This is a genomic window from Occallatibacter gabretensis (assembly GCF_001449115.1).
GTDB classification, from domain to species: domain Bacteria; phylum Acidobacteriota; class Terriglobia; order Terriglobales; family Acidobacteriaceae; genus Telmatobacter; species Telmatobacter gabretensis.
In genome coordinates this window covers 1729401-1745423 of the sequence record NZ_LAIJ01000009.1, presented here as the reverse complement: position 1 = coordinate 1745423, position 16023 = coordinate 1729401, and the positions used below count along the sequence as shown (strand labels likewise).

11 protein-coding genes are annotated in these 16023 nt (G+C 58.2%); 5 read left to right on the top strand and 6 right to left on the bottom strand.

What is annotated here, in order from left to right; translation table 11 throughout:
- Positions 1-59: 59 nt before the first annotated feature.
- The 3 genes from VO84_RS13605 to VO84_RS13595 form a co-directional block, all read right to left on the bottom strand.
- On the bottom strand, positions 60-611 hold the full coding sequence (locus VO84_RS13605; protein ID WP_058188140.1) for a YceD family protein: 552 nt from the start codon (positions 609-611) through the stop codon (positions 60-62).
- A 564-nt stretch (positions 612-1175) separates the two neighbouring features.
- Positions 1176-3584: an arylsulfatase gene (locus VO84_RS13600; protein WP_082661968.1), complete on the bottom strand. Its 2409-nt coding sequence runs from the start codon at positions 3582-3584 to the stop codon at positions 1176-1178.
- A 63-nt stretch (positions 3585-3647) separates the two neighbouring features.
- Positions 3648-4592 (bottom strand): SphA family protein, encoded by a 945-nt coding sequence (locus VO84_RS13595; RefSeq protein WP_197414026.1) that lies wholly within the window; start codon positions 4590-4592, stop codon positions 3648-3650.
- A gap of 615 nt (positions 4593-5207) precedes the next feature.
- On the opposite strand from VO84_RS13595, the gene VO84_RS13590 reads away from it, so the two are divergent.
- From VO84_RS13590 to VO84_RS13575, 4 genes are all read left to right on the top strand, one after another.
- Positions 5208-6893 carry a methyl-accepting chemotaxis protein gene (locus tag VO84_RS13590; protein WP_197414025.1) on the top strand — a complete coding sequence of 562 codons (1686 nt, stop codon included), beginning with the start codon at positions 5208-5210 and terminating at the stop codon, positions 6891-6893.
- Positions 6894-7093: 200 nt separating this feature from the next.
- Positions 7094-8503 (top strand): Si-specific NAD(P)(+) transhydrogenase, encoded by a 1410-nt coding sequence (gene sthA / locus VO84_RS13585; protein ID WP_058188137.1) that lies wholly within the window; start codon positions 7094-7096, stop codon positions 8501-8503.
- A gap of 60 nt (positions 8504-8563) precedes the next feature.
- Complete coding sequence (locus VO84_RS13580; RefSeq protein WP_058188136.1) at positions 8564-9460, top strand: ROK family protein; 897 nt, start codon at positions 8564-8566, stop codon at positions 9458-9460.
- 106 nt (positions 9461-9566) lie between these two features.
- Positions 9567-10913, top strand: coding sequence for a cytochrome P460 family protein (locus VO84_RS13575; protein WP_082661966.1), 1347 nt, complete (start codon positions 9567-9569; stop codon positions 10911-10913).
- A 61-nt stretch (positions 10914-10974) separates the two neighbouring features.
- On the opposite strand, the gene vapC is transcribed toward VO84_RS13575, so the two are convergent.
- The 3 genes from vapC to VO84_RS13560 form a co-directional block, all read right to left on the bottom strand.
- Positions 10975-11367: a type II toxin-antitoxin system tRNA(fMet)-specific endonuclease VapC gene (vapC, locus tag VO84_RS13570; protein ID WP_231737930.1), complete on the bottom strand. Its 393-nt coding sequence runs from the start codon at positions 11365-11367 to the stop codon at positions 10975-10977.
- Between the two features lie 11 nt (positions 11368-11378).
- A complete protein-coding gene (locus VO84_RS13565; protein ID WP_058188134.1) occupies positions 11379-11603 on the bottom strand; it encodes an antitoxin in 225 nt (74 codons plus the stop codon).
- Positions 11604-11677: 74 nt separating this feature from the next.
- Positions 11678-13189, bottom strand: a complete 1512-nt coding sequence (locus VO84_RS13560) for an RDD family protein (RefSeq protein ID WP_058188133.1) — start codon at positions 13187-13189, stop codon at positions 11678-11680.
- A 277-nt stretch (positions 13190-13466) separates the two neighbouring features.
- Between VO84_RS13560 and VO84_RS13550 the strand changes: the two genes are divergently transcribed.
- On the top strand, positions 13467-15956 hold the full coding sequence (locus VO84_RS13550) for an LPS-assembly protein LptD (protein WP_082661963.1): 2490 nt from the start codon (positions 13467-13469) through the stop codon (positions 15954-15956).
- The last annotated feature ends 67 nt before the right edge of the window (positions 15957-16023 follow it).

Sequence of the window (16023 nt, the reverse complement as noted above, 5' to 3'; positions counted from 1 at the left end):
CTAGCCAGCACAAGATCCCGGTGGGCAAAACACCTAAAAATCGTTGAAAAACTCATTTTTCAAGACTTTATCGTGCCACGGAGTCCGGCAAGCGCCTCCCAGCGGGGGTCGCTTGCTTCCTGCTCGCAGGAGCAGGAGTCTGTATTGCGGTTCAGGCCGCAGCGCGGGCAAAGTCCCTTGCAGTCGGGCTTGCACAGCGTTCTGGCCGGCAGGGACAAAAGCACCTGTTCGCGCAGCACATCTTCAAGCAACAGACTGTCCTTTTGATAATACCCGATTTCTGTTTCTTCTGCAGTTATGGATCGCTCGCTGCGACCGGAATCGGCGCCGACGGGGCGAAAGATCAGGTCGAAATCACCCTGAAGGCTGGTTGCGACGGGTTCGACGCAACGGGCGCAGGGAACTTCGAAGTTGCCTGCGAAATGGCCTTTGAGGCGAATATCGGAGATGATCTGTTTCGGTCCGTGGTGCTCGTGGAGGACTTCGGCGCGTCCGCTGGTTGAGAGCGGGCCGGATTGTACGGCTTCTTCGACGTAATCGATGCTGCCAGGCTGGAACTGGAGATCGAAATCGATCGGTTCTTTTTCCAGCTCAATGACTTTGAATTCCATGATTTAAGCGTAGGCTCCGTTGTCGGGGGCGTCAATTGATAGATGCGGCGAGCGGGTTTAAGTATCAGATTTGGAACTGTTCGATTTTGGACAATTGCAGGAGTTATCCTGTGCAGCACAGATTTCTAAGCGATTTTATTTCTTTAAGATACGAACGATTGCACAGTTCTTATAAAAATCTTTATACGATCTTCATTCCGGGACTGTGCAACTACAGATTTACAGAATTTCACTTTGCCAGTGAAAAGGAGTGGGGGAGGGGTCCCCTCCCCTCCCTTAATGACGACGGCCCGAATCCAAGTGGATTCGGGCCGTCTTTTTTCTCTGCTGATTATGAGTGTTTCACAAAGGGGCCTAATACTACGCAAACTATCTGAAGAACTGAGACGGTACGAAAGGACAATGGACTAAAGTAACCAGGGACCAGGAACGAGAAAAACGAGGAGTTTTGATCAGTCCGCGCGCAAAATAAATCTGCCCAATGTGCCTCTGTAGCGGCAGAAGGATCGTAGTAAAGCACAAAGCTACGGCGACCCACCCGTGCCCATTCTTTTGCAGTAGAGGTCACTCGATAGCCAGCGCCGCTGCTCCTTCCTCATCACGAACCGTTTGTTGATCGCTCGCGCTGAGGTTTGAAGGCTGGATGTTGATCTGTATCTTCTTGATCGTCCCGGCGTATGTGAACGGCGGTTCATAGGCCTCGCTCACCGGGGAGCCGTTGTCCATGCCCACATCGAAGGATTCGGGCCCGAAACGTCCAGGCACGCTCTTGTCGATCCGGCCCTCGCCGACTTTTTTGTCATTGATGAAGAGAGTGGCGGTCTCTCCTTTTCCGATGCCTCCGCCGTCGTATTTGACCTCGACCCGAATGACAGCAGGACCGGGTGAAAGCGCCTCGGAACTCGCGATCTTGTATCGCTCATGTGCCATGAAGTTGTACTCGTAGACGGGCTTTCCATCCTTGACGTAGAGCGTGTACCCGCCAGCCGCGCCACCTTCAGCCACGAGCACTCCATCCGCTCGGCCCTGCGGCACTTCAATGGTGGCAGTGATGGTGTGCGATGTATTCTTCGTATTCGCGGCGGATGGCTCCGGTATCCGAGTGGCGCCGGGGTAATAGGTGAAGTCGGTTCGTCCGGCAATCAAGCTCGGCCGCAGACTGGGGTCTCCGCGCTCCGCAAAACGGTCGTCCAGCGGTAGAACATCGTACTTTTTCGCCTCGACCCAGAAATCATCCTGTAGCTCCTTCAGCTTCTGCGGATATTTGGCCGAGACATCGTTCGCTTCGCTGAAGTCGTCGGCGAGGTTATAGAGCTCCCATTTGTCGTTGTCGAAGTCTCCTGTGCTACCGCCCATGTTCACCCAGGGAAGCCGCCCGTGACGAGCGGTGGCGATCCAGCCATCTTTATAGAGAGCGCGGTTTCCGAACATCTCGAAGTATTGAATGTGGCGGGGGCTGATGGCCTTGGGGTTATCGAAGCTATACATCATGCTTACGCCCTCAATGGGCTTCTGCTTCACTCCATTCACCTCCACCGGTTGCGCAAGATGCGCTGCCTCCAGAATCGTGGGCGAGATGTCGATGACATGGTGGAACTGCGTGCGTATGCCGCCCGCGTCCTTGATGCGGTCCGGCCACGCTATGACCAATGGGTTGCGCGTGCCGCCAAAGTGCGACGCCACCTGCTTGCCCCATTGGAAGGGAGTGTTCACGGCCCATGCCCAACCAACGGGAATGTGGTTGGATGCCTTGGCGCTGCCTAACTCGTCGATGTGCTTAACCAGAAACGACGCGTCTTCCGGGACGCCCTGTAAAGTAGCAAGCTCGTTGAAACATCCGCTCAGAGTTCCCTCCATGGAAGCACCATTGTCGCCAATCTCCCAGAAGATGAGCGTGTTGTGAAGCTGGCCGATCACTTCGAGATTGTCCAGAACGCGTCCCACTTCATAATCCGTCTGCGCGGTGTACGCGGCAAAGATCTCCATCAGCCGCGAGGCAACGCGCTTCTCGTCCGGCGAGAGAGAATCCCACGCGGGAATCTCAGCAGGCCGCGGAGTCAGCTTCGTATCGGCCGGAATGACGCCCAGCTTAAGCTGCCGCTGGTATGTCTCCTCGCGGTACTTGTCCCAGCCCTGGTTGAACTGGCCCTTGAACTTGTCGATCCACTCCGGCGGCACATGGTGCGGAGCATGCGTCGCACCGGGAGCGTAGTAGATGAAGAAGGGACGGTCCGGTGTCGTGGATTTTTCCAGGTTCATGTACCGGATCGTGTCGTCGGCAAGCGAATCGTTCAACGTGTAATGGCCCTCCCGCCCCTTCGGGATCTCCATCGTTACCGGTGTCGTACCCCGGTAAAGGGTCGGCTGCCACTGGTCCATCTCTCCACCGATGAAACCGTAAAAATAATCGAAACCCTGCAGGTTCGGCCAGCGGTCAAATGGGCCGGCAATGCTTGTCTCCCAGTCGGCGATGTTGTGGTTCTTGCCGATGAATGCGGTGCTGTAGCCACCCTGACGCAGCACCTCGGCGAACATCGCGGCGCTCTTGGGAATTTGTCCGCTATATCCCGGATAACCGTCGCCGACCTCTACGATGACTCCGGTTCCGGCCGAGTGGTGGTTGCGCCCTGTGAGAAGGGCCGCGCGCGTCGGCGAGCAGAGAGCTGTAGTGTGGAAGCGCGTATAGCTCAGGCCCATCCTCGCCAGGCGATCGAGATTTGGCGTGGGGACCTGACCACCGAACGTGCCCCATTGTCCGAACCCGGCGTCATCGATCAGGATGTACAGCACGTTGGGTGCGCCGGCGGGTGCTGTGGTGAGAGTGAGCTTCCCTGGTGTTGAATCTTTGTAGGTGCGTCCGATCTTTGCGTCCTTGAAGCCCGCCTCGGGTTTGGGCAGTACTTCTTGCGCTGCTGCGAACGAGATGGCCAGAAACGCCGCTGCGCCTGCGATACAAAGCCTTTGCATATTCATGGGTTCGTCCCTTCCTAGATGTCTTGAGGCGTGCCGATTCGCCTCCGGATCTTCGATCTGGCTTCACTTCTTCGGTTTGGGTGGAGCGAGGTCGAGATAAGTGATACCGATGACAAACACACTCCCTGACGTCTTGGCTTGCACCGCGAACTGTTGCTCGTAGCGCAGGTCGAAGCCGAGACGCCATTTGAGTTTGGTGTACTTCCATTCGGGGCCGATGCCGAAGGACCGGTCAGTAATTCCGGCGAGCAGTGGATTGATGCCGCTGCCCGAATCCGCCGACAGTTTCTTGTAGCCGTAGCCAGCGATGCCGGCGTTCATCTGGTATTTGTCAAAACGGCGGCCAAAACTGTATTCGCCGGTGAGCATGGGGCCGGGCGTAACAGCTAGACCGATCTTGCTGTGATTGATCTCCCAGGTTGTGAGGAAAGAGGTGTTCCATAATTTTGGCTTGCCAATCGAGTACGTCGCACCGGCCTGGATTTGGTGCTCCCAGAACCCCAGGCCAGGATTCAGCGGCGATGCCGGATCAAAATCGCCGCTCGGCGCGTAGAAGCCGTAATTGACCGTGTAATTTGCGTTCCCTTTTTCCCAGCCAAACACGAGAGGGGCGAAATAGATGTCCGACAAACCGGCGGATTCAGCGGAAGCATTGAAGAGATTTGCGGTGAAGCGTGTGTTGACCACAGGGATGATGACACTAAGTCCGTAGTCTGCTCCGAGAATCTTCTTCTGCGTAGTTACCGCATACGCAACCATGTTTGCGATGACGTTGATGTCAGGTTTCGCGATCGTTGCTCCCCCCGGTCCCTTCAGCGCATCGACACGCTCAACAACGGGTAGAAAAGAAAGAAAGAAACCGGGGGGTGCCGTGGATCCATTCTCAAGGCCTGTGGCTCCGCCGATGTAGTGGCCAGCCTGTTGTCCGAAAGCTCTGTGCACCGACAGGAAAGCCGGGATCAAGAGTGCGACCGAAATCACGAGAAATACGCGCGCATGGAGCTTCAAAAAAACCTCCATCAACAGTGCATCCCAGGAACTTAAGGCCTTGACATGCGATTTCTCGTTTTCGATTCAATGGCAGAAAAATCGGAGTAAGGTGCAGTGTGCACGACGGGGCCTGTGTTAGGAAAAAGGATGCACCTGTTGTTACTGCAGGTCCTTTGGGGATGACACCATTTAGGGAATCATCGCCGACTCGCGGACATCATACGCGCAATGTGCTGTATGTCAACGCTGGCAGAATTGACAGGTTAACGATCGGTTGGAAATTCTTTTGCTTGTTCTCTAAGGGCGCAGGCTGCGTCCGATGAATCGAATGATATGCCTCTAAGATCCCTAAGAGGCTAAAGGCCTATTCATTTCTTCAGCTGCTTTCGGCACGGCTGAAGCCGTGCTCTGTTACGAAGCAAAGACAAAGGCAAAAGCAGGTCCCTCACTCCCCCTGAAGTACGGCTACGTTCAGGGGGACGGGCTGTGGTCTGGAAACGGCTTGGTTTGGGAATTGAAGGAGCGTAGCTGAGAGATAGGCAACGGTGTGACTCAAGTCCTCTCTTGAACGCGCCGATGAACGGGGATGTCGCTTGTTGGAGGGAGTTCCTGTTTATGGTCAACCTGAAGAATATGCCTGTTTCGACCAAGTTTGTATATGCGTTTGGAATGGTGTGCGGCCTGTGCGTGGCGCTGGGCGTGTACACGTTTCTTACGTTTCACTCGATTGCCGTGAGCAGCCACGATGTGAGCAGCTCGGCGCTGCCGGCCGTGGTGGAGCTGTCGAAGATGCGCGGCGCGATTGATACGGTTCGCCTGGAGGACCTGGACATTCTGCTGTGCCAGAATGCGGCCTGTACGGCGGCGCATACGGCGAAGCGGCAGGATGCACTCGCAGAATTGGAGGGGGCGCAGAAGCGGTATGAGCCGCTGATTGCGTATGCGGGCGAGCGCGAGGTGTACCAGAGATTTACGGCCAACTGGGCGAAGTACGTGGAGAAGAGCAACAAGGGTGTTGCGCTGATGGCGGCTAATAATGCATCCGACGGGCTGGACACGCTGACCGCCGATGCGACGCAGGCGCTGTTTCACAGTGCGCTGGATGATGCGAGCAAAGATCTGGATCTGAACATCAAGTTTGGCACCGAGAGCGCGGACAAGGTGACGAGGGCGAGCCAGCGGTCGACGTGGATCAATGTGGCGATCACGACGTTCATTGTGTTGATGTGCGCGCTGATTGGGCGGGTGCTGACGGCGCTGATTGCTCCGAGGATTGCGAAGGGGATTGCGCTGCTGGAGCGGATGGCGGAGAAGGACTTCTCTGTTCATGCGGACGTGAAGGGCGAGGACGAGATTGGACGGCTGGGGACAGCGCTGAATACGTGCGTGGAATCCATGCAGACGGTTCTGAGGGCGGTGGCGCAGGGCGCTGAGACGCTGACGAATTCCTCTGAGGAGATCAGCGCGAAGGCAGTGCAGACACTGGGCAATGCGCAGACGCAATCGAGCAGGACGAACCAGATTGCTGCGGCGGCGCAGGAGATGACGGCGACTATTGGAGAGATTGGCAAGAATGCGGAGCAGGCGGCGGGGGCGAGCCGGATTTCTGCCGAGACGGCGGAGCAGGGCGGCGCGGTGATGCAGGCCGCGGCAGCGACGATGGAGAAGATTGCCAAGGCGACGGGGCTGGTGGCGGAGAAGATGAACTCGCTGGCGGCGCGGAGTGAGGAGATTGGCAAGGTGGTGAGCGTAATTCAGGGCATCAGCGAGCAGACGAACCTGCTGGCCTTGAATGCGGCGATTGAAGCGGCGCGGGCGGGCGAGCATGGACGCGGATTTGCGGTGGTTGCGGGCGAGGTAAGGCGGCTTGCGGAACGCACCAAGGGCGCGACGGAGGAGATTGCGGGAACGATTCAGAGCATCCAGGTAGAGACGCGTGCGACGCTGTCTGTGATGGAAGAGAGCAAGACAGCTGTGGAGACCGGGTTGGGCGAGACGGGCCGGGCGCGAAAGAGCCTGGAGGAGATCATTGTTTCGTCGAAGGAAGTGGAGCAGCAGATTCAGCTGATTGCGGCGGCGGCGACGGAGCAGACGGCTGCGGCGGGCGAGATCTCGATGTCGGCGGGTGAGATTTCGAATCTGGCACATGAGAATTCGATGGGATCGGAGCAGTCTGTGGCCGCGCTGAAGGAGCTGGCGAGCCTGGCAAGCCAGCTGGATGGAATGATCAAGCAGTTCCACCTGGGGGATGATTCGCAGAAGGGCGGACGGATGGACAGCTGCGCGTGGCAGCCGGCGATGAAGACCATTACGGCGTAAAGGCAGGGACGAGTGACGAGAAAAGAAGGCCCTTCCCGAACTGGTCCGCTAAATATACTCCAAAAAGCCCTGGGAATCTTCCGGGGCTTTTCATTTGTCTTCACATACCTGCTTAGAGCAATATGTTAGGCTCCGATTTGTGGGGTCTTTTCCAGACCTTGCTACGGAGCCGGAAGGCTGTTCAGGGGAGAACGAGACGCATGAACGCCGTGAAATACGATCTCGCTATCATTGGCTCGGGCCCGAGCGGGCAGCGCGCTGCCGTGGCCGCCTCAAAGATGAAGAAGCGCGTGGTGGTGATTGAGGCGCGGTCGGTGGTGGGCGGTGTGTGCGTGAATACGGGCACGATTCCGTCAAAGACGATGCGCGAAGCGGTGCTGCATCTTTCGGGATACAACTACAAGTCGGTTTACGGGATGAACTACCGGGTGAAGGAACGCATTACGATGGCCGACCTGGCCTTCCGGGTGCAATCGGTGGTGAAGACCGAGGTGGATGTGACCGAGGCGCAGCTGTCGCGGAACGGGATCGACGTAGTGCATGGAATTGCGCACTTTACCGATCCGAATACGCTGCGCGTGGAAGGACCGACGGGCGATGCGACGATCGAGTCCGAGCGGATCATTATTGCGGTAGGAACGAAGCCTGCTTCGAGCTCGAAGGTGCCGATCAACGGGCGCACGATTGTGAACTCGGACCAGGTGCTGGATCTGCCGGTGTTGCCGCGGACCCTGATTGTGGTGGGCGGCGGCGTGATCGGCGTGGAGTATGCCTGCATGTTCGCGATCCTGGGCGTGCGGGTGACGATTATTGAGAAGCGGCCCAAGCTGCTGGAATTTGCCGACCAGGAGATTGTGGAGTCGCTTAGCTACCACCTGCGCGACAGCCGGGTGACGATGCGGCTGGGCGAAGAGGTTTCCACGGTAGAAGAGATGCCGGATGGCAGCGTGGTGGCGAATCTCGAAAGCAAGAAGCGGGTGAGCGGCGACGCGCTGCTGTATGCGATTGGGCGGCAGGGCGCGGTGGATGAGCTGAACCTGGCAGCGGCGGGGCTGGAGTCGGATTCTCGGGGCAGGATTCCGGTGGATGAGCACTACCAGACGAAGGTGCCGCATATCTTTGCGGTTGGCGATGTGGTGGGCTTTCCGGCGCTGGCTTCGGTATCGATGGAGCAGGGACGGATTGCGGCGCACCGGGCGTTTGACGATACTGCGGCGGCATCGAACCCGAGTTTTTATCCGTACGGAATTTATACGATTCCTGAGATCAGCTTTATTGGCAAGACGGAAGAGCAGCTAACCGATGAGGACGTGCCGTACGAGGTGGGTATGGCGTATTATCGCGAGACTGCGCGAGGGCAGATTCGCGGAGATACCACGGGCAGGCTGAAGCTGATTTTTCACCGCGATACGCGGAAGGTTCTGGGCGTACATATTATTGGCGAAGGCGCCAGCGAGCTGGTGCACATTGGCCAGGCTGTGATGACGCTGGGCGGCACAGTTGACTATTTTGTGGAGACGGTATTCAACTATCCGACTCTGGCCGAGTGCTATAAAGTGGCCGCATTTAACGGACTGGGACGGCTTGGAAAGTACCAGGTACAGGCCTGAGCAGGCCCGCCTCGGGGAAGCTGGTCTCATACAAGCTGGGCTCATTTAAAGGGGAACGCAATGACGGTAGCGATCGGCGTTGTGATGACCGAACATCTTGTGGCGGGACGCCTTAAAGATCACAAATTGGTGGATAAACCGGTGCGTTTTCCGGCGGACTCCTGCGAGCTGGATGCGCTGATTGCGGTACCGGGCAGCGAGCTGGTGGAGATGCTTGCGGCGCAGATTACCGACCTGGCGAACAACGGCGAGCCGGTCCATGCCATTGGCGTGGCGGTGCCGGGAATTGTGCGGCACGGAATTGTGGAAGACAGCCCGAACCTGGTGCAGCTGAAGGGCATGCATATGGCGGAGGACCTTGGCGCGCTGCTTGAGAAGCGCGGAATCAAGGCTCCGGTGCATATTGCCAATGACGCTGACGCGATTGCTGCGGGCGTAGCGGCAACCCGCGGACAGCTTGACCGGCTGACGCGCGTGTGGACGATTGGAAACGGCATTGGATATGGGCGCTGGCCGTATGTGGAAGGCGTGTGGGAGGGTGGGCACATTACTGTCACTCTCGACCCGAAGGAACGCTTCTGCGGCTGCGGCGGTCAGGGACACCTGGAAGGCATTATGGGCTACCGCGCGATGCGCCTGCGGTTTCTGGACAAGGAACCGGAGGAAGTTTTTGCGGCGGCGAAGCAGGGCGACCGTGAATGCCGAGAGTTTGTGACACTGTGGCATCGGGCGCTGGCGGCGGCAACGGCTTCCTTTATTCATCTGGCGGGGCCGGGACGATTTTACTACACCGGACACAATGTGGGCTTTCTGGACCTGGGCACACTGCGAGAGTGCCTGGAGCCGATGGTGAGGCTGAGCCCGCTGCAGAGCTATTCGCTGGAAGTGCTGGAGCCAAATGATGAGACGGCGCTGCTGGGCGCGGGCGTGAGTGCACTGCGGGCGCTGACCTGGTAAGCCGCCTAGTTTTTCTGATGGGTTATTTGAATTTCTGCTTGGACATGGCGATTGCATTGGCGGAAACTCGGTAGAACAGGATCTGATTCCGCCGAGGAGTTTCCCGATGAAGAAATTTGCTGTTGTCATTCTTCTTCTGGCCGTTGCGTTTGCGCTTCTACAGCTGGCGCGGCCCAGCATCCCTTCACAACCTGCAACGGCGGAAGTACAGGCGCCTCCAGAGGTTCGGCAGGTGCTGGAGAAGGGCTGCTACAGCTGCCACTCCGATGAGCGAAAGCTGGCGTGGTTTGACGAGGTTGTGCCGGCTTACTGGCTGGTGCGGCATGATGTTTTGACCGCGAGAGAGCATCTGAATTTCTCGACTCTGGGCTCCAAACCCGCAGCGGTCCAAAGAGCAACACTATTTGAAGCTGTGAACATGATTCAGCTGGGGGCTATGCCTCTGCCGTCGTTTCGAAAGGTGCATCCTGAGGCGAAGATTATGCCTGAGGACATGGCTATTCTCAAGAATTACCTTGCGCCATGGAGCATAAAGCCGCCACATGCCGCCGCTACTCTGCAAAATGCGACGCAAGCACTGGTAAATCTTGACGCGGTGCAGCCCGAGTTCAACGGCCAGGCCTTTGATGCGGCCTTTGAAGGCTGGAAGCTGCTCAGTATCACGGATCGCGGCGACAATAACACCTTGCGCGTAATTCTGGGCAACGAGATTGCCATGCAGGCTGTTCAGAGGGGCAATCTCTCACCGTGGCCGGACGGAGCGCGCATTGCCAAGATTGCCTGGCAGCAACAGACCGGCGAGGATGGACTAATTTATCCCGGAAGCTTTGTGCAGATAGAGCTGATGGTGAAGGACCACGCACGCTACAAGGACACGGAGGGTTGGGGCTGGGGACGATGGAGGGGGTTCGGCCTTACGCCCTATGGAAAAGATGCGGCGTTCGTGAACGAATGCACAAGCTGCCACCTGCCCGTGCGGGGAAATGACTATGTCTATACGCTGCCGGTCACTTCCGCTGCGGCTGGCGGAGAGGAAATTGTCAATCGGCACGCGGCGGCATTCCCAGCCGGCCTGCCTTACCAGCCTCTCGGCTGGAACGTCATTACGACGTATGTCGATCCGGAGCGGCGCACCACGGCTGTGCTGTTTGGCAATGACCAGGCGATGAAAGCTGTGAGTGCGCGTGGACCAATGGCGCAGGCTTCGCAATATCCGGCAGGAGCTGTGCTGTCACTGGTAACGTGGGCCCAGCGCGATGATCCGCATTGGTTCGGAGCAAGGATTCCGGATGCGCCGATCAGTGTGGAGTTTGTGCAGGTTGCGTCAACGGGACAGGCAAGCGCATATCGGGGATTTGGCGGGGCGGGGCTGGCGGAAGAGCATCCGACAGTCAATGATTCAGAGCAGAAGACGCATTTTATTGAGGCGTTGATGCCGACTCGCCTACCGTGAAGAGCAGAAGGGTCATTGGCAAACGGTACGCATAGCTTCCACAAGCCTTCTTAAAAGCTGACTATTCGGCCCAGTTTTCCAGCTTGAGGCCTGGAATGCGAGTATATTCGCGAATATTATTTGTCACCAAGGTCAATCCAAGATAGCGGGCATGAGCGGCGATCAAAAGGTCGTTGGAGCCGATTATTTGACCGCGGATCTTGAGATCGGCGCGAATTGTACCGTAGTCGCGCGCAGCTTCGACTGGGAAATCAAGTACATTAACGTAGCGCAAGAAATCGTCCAACCGGCTTCTATATGGAATCGGCGCAACAGAAGCCGCGACTCCAAACTCTAACTCCGCTAACACAATTGAAGACAAACAAATATCCGTGAGGGCCGTTTGCGCAAGCCGGTGTAAAACCTTCGGACTCGTCTTTTTCATTGCATAAGAAACAATATCTGTATCGAGCATATAGCGGGGCATTAGAGTTCAAAGTCCTCGGGCGGCAGATCTTCATAGCCTTCCATGTAGTCTGGCGGTGCGGGGGGGCCTGCGAGGAAAGCAGACCAGTCTTTCGGCCGTGGCGAGAGGATGAGATTCTCGCCCTCCTTTCGGATGTAGACCTCAGACGTCGAGAACTGGAACTCGCGGGGAATCCGGACGGCCTGACTGCGATTGTTCATGAAGATTTTTGCTGTGCGCTGCATGAATTGAGGCCCCTCCGGTGTGGCATATACAAAAGTATATGCCACACCGGCGATTGGGGCCAGAATCTGCGCAATTAGCTATGCCGGAGGTAGGTTTGCGAGTAGCGGTCGTGCCAGCTGAGGCGGTCTTCGTCGAAGAGGCTCCAGAGCATGCCGAGGCCAAGTGGGAGCATGGAGACGGTCATCGCTCCCAGGCGGCGACGCATCTGCTCGGGCGAAGGGATGCAGTCATCGAAGGTGCAGAGCGAGAGACCTGCGTAGCGCATTCCGGGAGTGCGAAGCGAGAGCAGGCAGAAGAATGCGTGATACGAGAGGCCGGCGAGAGCGAAGATGCCCGCGCCAAGCAGCTCCGCCGTGCGGGGCACAAGCGGGCTGGCCATGCCAAGGGCCATCGTGAACCAGAGGAAGGACGCGATCGCGGTGACGAGTGCGATATCGACGGTGCCCGCCATGAGGCGGCGGTTAAGACCGGCTAGAGCCGGCTTATTCTGCGCACTGAAGGCAGAGGCGGGAACAGCCTGAGCGTCTAGCTTCATGCCATGCCACACAGGCGTGGACCAGGGAACGGATGGGAGGGCTGCGGGTTGGCGAACAGCTTGCGAGGCTGCGACGGGCTCACTTGCAGGCTCGGTGTGTGACTCCGGCTGCGCGTAGTCAGGATATGAGGTCGGATCGGGCGTCTCGGCCTGGATGAGATCAATTTGAGTAAGACCAGCCTGAACCGAGCCGGGATCGACTTCAAAGATGCTGAGCTGCGAGCCGGGCTGCTCCGGCTGAGTGATGCCTTCAGCGAGACGCGGGCGCATGCGGCGTGTGGCGACCAGCTCGCGCGGGAAGTGAATGAGATTGGCGTGGATGGTGTGGGCTTCAATCTCAAGCGGCTCGTGCTGATTGTGAGCCGTTTCGGCGGGAGTAAACCAGTCTTCTGTGCTGAGATCGAGAGGCTCGGATGCAAATGTGGCAGCCTCGCGGAGCGGCATGTCCGGCTCCCAGCGAATGTGCAGGAGATTGCCGGAGCCGTCTTTTGCGCTGGTGACGGGGCCGGATGGCGGCTCTGGAAGTGGTGCGGGAGCGACAGTCTCGGGGATGGTTGTTGCCGTGTAGGGCTCAGCGTAGAAACCGGTATGAAGATCGAGAGGCTGGTTGGCAACCTGCTCAGGAACGAGGGTGTCGTTGCGCCATTCCCATTCGGCTGGCGCAGGCGGTTCGGGCTGGCGGGCAGCTTCGCGCGACATGGTGACAACCGGAGCCACTGGACGTGCGGGAGCTTCAACAGAGGCGGCGTGCAGCCCGGCGAGCGCGGACTCGGCGGCGGACTGAGCTTCGAGAGCTACCTGGGTGGCGATCTCCGCTGCGCGGACAGCCATGCGGGCTTCTTCAGCCTGCATCTGGCTATAGCTTTTAGCCTGGGCATAACGCGCGGCGACGCGGGCAGCAGCCTGGGCTGCACGACTGGCGCCGGGGGCTATCGGCTGGACCGGAGCAGAGGCATCCGAGTTGCTGACCTTGCGGTTTTTGTGTTCCGCGAGGCGGCGGTTCACTTCCTGCCGCCATTCGGGGGCGATGGGCTGGCCGAGTGTACTCAATCGTGTCTTCCCTTCAAATTGGCTCCTCATCCATCTCGGTCTTTCTGCAGATTTCAGAGCCGCTCATGTTGGACTGGCCTTCCGGCCAGCCGGTTGCTCGCTTGAAAGGTCGAGTTCGCGGAAAATACAGGGCTGCGCGGGCAAACCGCTGAATGTGCGGCGGTTGACTCGTGTGGAACCAGGTTAAACCTGAGCCGAATTTTCCTGTTGCCAGAGCCGCGCGGGAAGCGTCCTTAAACAAGACGCTGCATTTGCTATGCTGAGCCTTGGTTGAAGGATGCACCTGCGCAATTTTCTGTTTATCACGGCAATAATGCTCTGTCACCTGCAACTTACGGGACAGACGTTGACCAATGGGTTACCTCCCTCGCCGCAGCCTGCTACCCAGACCGGGGAGAACCAACTGTTGCCGGACGATCCGGGGCTGGAAGCGCTGCCTTTGGCGAAGCCGGAGCCGGTGCCGGCAGGAGGGGAGCCGGTGAGCTGGATCGCTGACCGGCAGACCTTTGGAAACAAGATTGCCACCCTCTACAACGTGACCGAGTTTCGCTACAAGGACTACGTCCTGAGCGCGGACAAGGTGGTGTATCACCAGGACACGACAGATCTCGAGGCCGAGGGGCACGTTCGAATGGTGGGCGGGCCAGGCGACCTGGTGCTGATGGCCGACCACGGCGAGATGCAGCTGAACACGCACACCGGGCGGTTCTATGGCGTGACGGGAACAATAGGAGTGCGCTCGACTGGGCGGTCAGTGGTGTATTCGACGGTGAACCCGTTTGTGTTTACGGGCCGCGTATTGGTGCAGAGCGGCGAGGGCAAGTACCAGATTGTGGACGGAACGATGACCAACTGCCGGCTGCCGAAGCCGGACTGGCAGATTCTGTCGCGGCAGATTCGTGTTGAGGACGAAAAGGCGACGACGAAGAACGCGCATTTGATGCTGCTGGGAATTCCGATCTTTTATCTGCCGTGGCTGCAACATCCGACGGATGAGTCAGGGCGGGAGAGCGGGTTTGTGAATCCGGTGCTGCCGAGCAATTACAACTCGATTCGCGGATACACAATGGGCGTGCAGTACTACTGGGCGATCAGCCGCAGCATGGATATGCTGATTGGCTCCGAGTACTACTCGAGGCGTGGCTTTGCGCCGAACGGAGATTTTCGCTACAAGGGACTGGGGCTGGACCACGTGACGGCGCGGTGGAATGCGCTGCTGGATCGCGGAGTGGAGGAATTGCAGACCACTGGACCGCAGGCGGGCCAGACGGTGCTGGTGAACCAGGGCGGCGTGGATATTGTGGCGCTGGGACGGAAGGACCTTTCGGACGACACGCGAATCTCGGGGAACGTGGAGTACCTTTCGAGCTATTTGTACCGGCTGGTTTTTAACGATAACTACTGGCTGGCGATTGCCTCCCAGGTGAAGAGCGACCTGGCGGTGACGAATGAGCATAACGGCCTGGTGGCGTCCGGCGAGTTTTACCGGATGCAGAACTTTGCGAGCTCGACGGAGGGACAAGAGGCGAGGATTCTGAAGCTGCCGAGCTTGCGGTACGAGGTGCTGGACAGGGCGCTGGGCGCGAGCCCGGTGTATTGGGGGATGGATTCGAGCATGGCGTACCTGGGGCGTTCTGAGCCCGGCTTTCACGCGCATAACGAGGGGCGGCTCGATCTGTATCCGCATATCTCGATGCCGATTGTGGCCGGTGGTTGGAGCTTTGTGCCGGAGGCAGCGTTCCGGGAGACGTTTTATACCGGAAGCCAGACACCGGATCTGGCGGGAGTCAATGGCGGCATACCGTTTGTGAACCACCAATCACTGAACCGGCTCGATCTGGAGGCCGGAATGGACATACGGCCGCCGGCGGTGGAGCGGGATTTCTCGCTGGGCGGCGGGCGTGTGCTGCGGCACGTGATTGAGCCTGAGCTGACGTACCGGTACGTGGGCGGAATTGGCGTGAAGACACAGGATGTGCTGCTCTTTGACACGACGGATATTGCCTCTGATACGAACGAGGTGGGCTACAGCCTGACGCAGCGGTTTTATGTAAAGCCGCCTGCCGGATCGGTTGACAAGAATTGCGATGAAACGATCGAGATTGATTGCACGGCGCATCCGCGGGAGTGGGCGAGTTGGCAGATTGCGCAGCGATATTACCTGGACTCGAATTTTGGCGGAGCGATCATCAATGACCGGCGCAACATTCTGGAGCCGACGCTGGATCTGACGGGCATTGCGTTTTTGACGGGAGCGCGGAATCTGTCACCTGTGATTTCGCGAATGCGGTTTGAGGCGGTGCCGAATCTGCGTCTGGAGTGGGACCTGGACTATGATCCTCATGCCGGGAAACTTACAGCGGACAATGTGTTTGCCGGATACAGCTGGGGGATCACGACGATCGGGGTGGGACACTCGCTGCTGAACGCGGTGGATGAGCAGGGTGCGACGGCGTCGACGATCCAGAGCCAGCAGATTAATCCGTTCCTGGAGATCGGCAAGCAGAACCGCACCGGGTTCAACCTGGCGGCTAACGCGGGTTACGACATTGCACAAGGCTCGCTGCAGTATGCGGGGATTCTAGGCGTCTACAACTGGAACTGCTGCGGGATTTCGCTGGGATACAGGAAGTTCGATCTGGGGCCGCTGCGCGGCGACGATGTGCAGTACCTGTACAGCTTTACGTTTGCGAACTTTGGATCGCCGGGAAATGTGCGGCACTCGACGACGATCTTCCGGGATGCGACTCTGCCGCCGGCGTATTAGCCTTTGCAGCAAGCGAGAATCGCTTGCTGCAAAGGCAGGGACAAGGGAATAGGGACAAGGGAAAGAC

Coding starts and splice junctions, on each gene's coding strand:
- VO84_RS13600 (WP_082661968.1), bottom strand. CDS start 3,584: ATGAATATGCAAAGGCTTTGTATCGCAGGCGCAGCGGCGTTTCTGGCC.
- vapC (WP_231737930.1), bottom strand. CDS start 11,367: ATGCTCGATACAGATATTGTTTCTTATGCAATGAAAAAGACGAGTCCG.
- VO84_RS13580 (WP_058188136.1), top strand. CDS start 8,564: ATGACGGTAGCGATCGGCGTTGTGATGACCGAACATCTTGTGGCGGGA.
- sthA (WP_058188137.1), top strand. CDS start 7,094: ATGAACGCCGTGAAATACGATCTCGCTATCATTGGCTCGGGCCCGAGC.
- VO84_RS13565 (WP_058188134.1), bottom strand. CDS start 11,603: ATGCAGCGCACAGCAAAAATCTTCATGAACAATCGCAGTCAGGCCGTC.
- VO84_RS13575 (WP_082661966.1), top strand. CDS start 9,567: ATGAAGAAATTTGCTGTTGTCATTCTTCTTCTGGCCGTTGCGTTTGCG.
- VO84_RS13605 (WP_058188140.1), bottom strand. CDS start 611: ATGGAATTCAAAGTCATTGAGCTGGAAAAAGAACCGATCGATTTCGAT.
- VO84_RS13590 (WP_197414025.1), top strand. CDS start 5,208: ATGCCTGTTTCGACCAAGTTTGTATATGCGTTTGGAATGGTGTGCGGC.
- VO84_RS13550 (WP_082661963.1), top strand. CDS start 13,467: ATGCACCTGCGCAATTTTCTGTTTATCACGGCAATAATGCTCTGTCAC.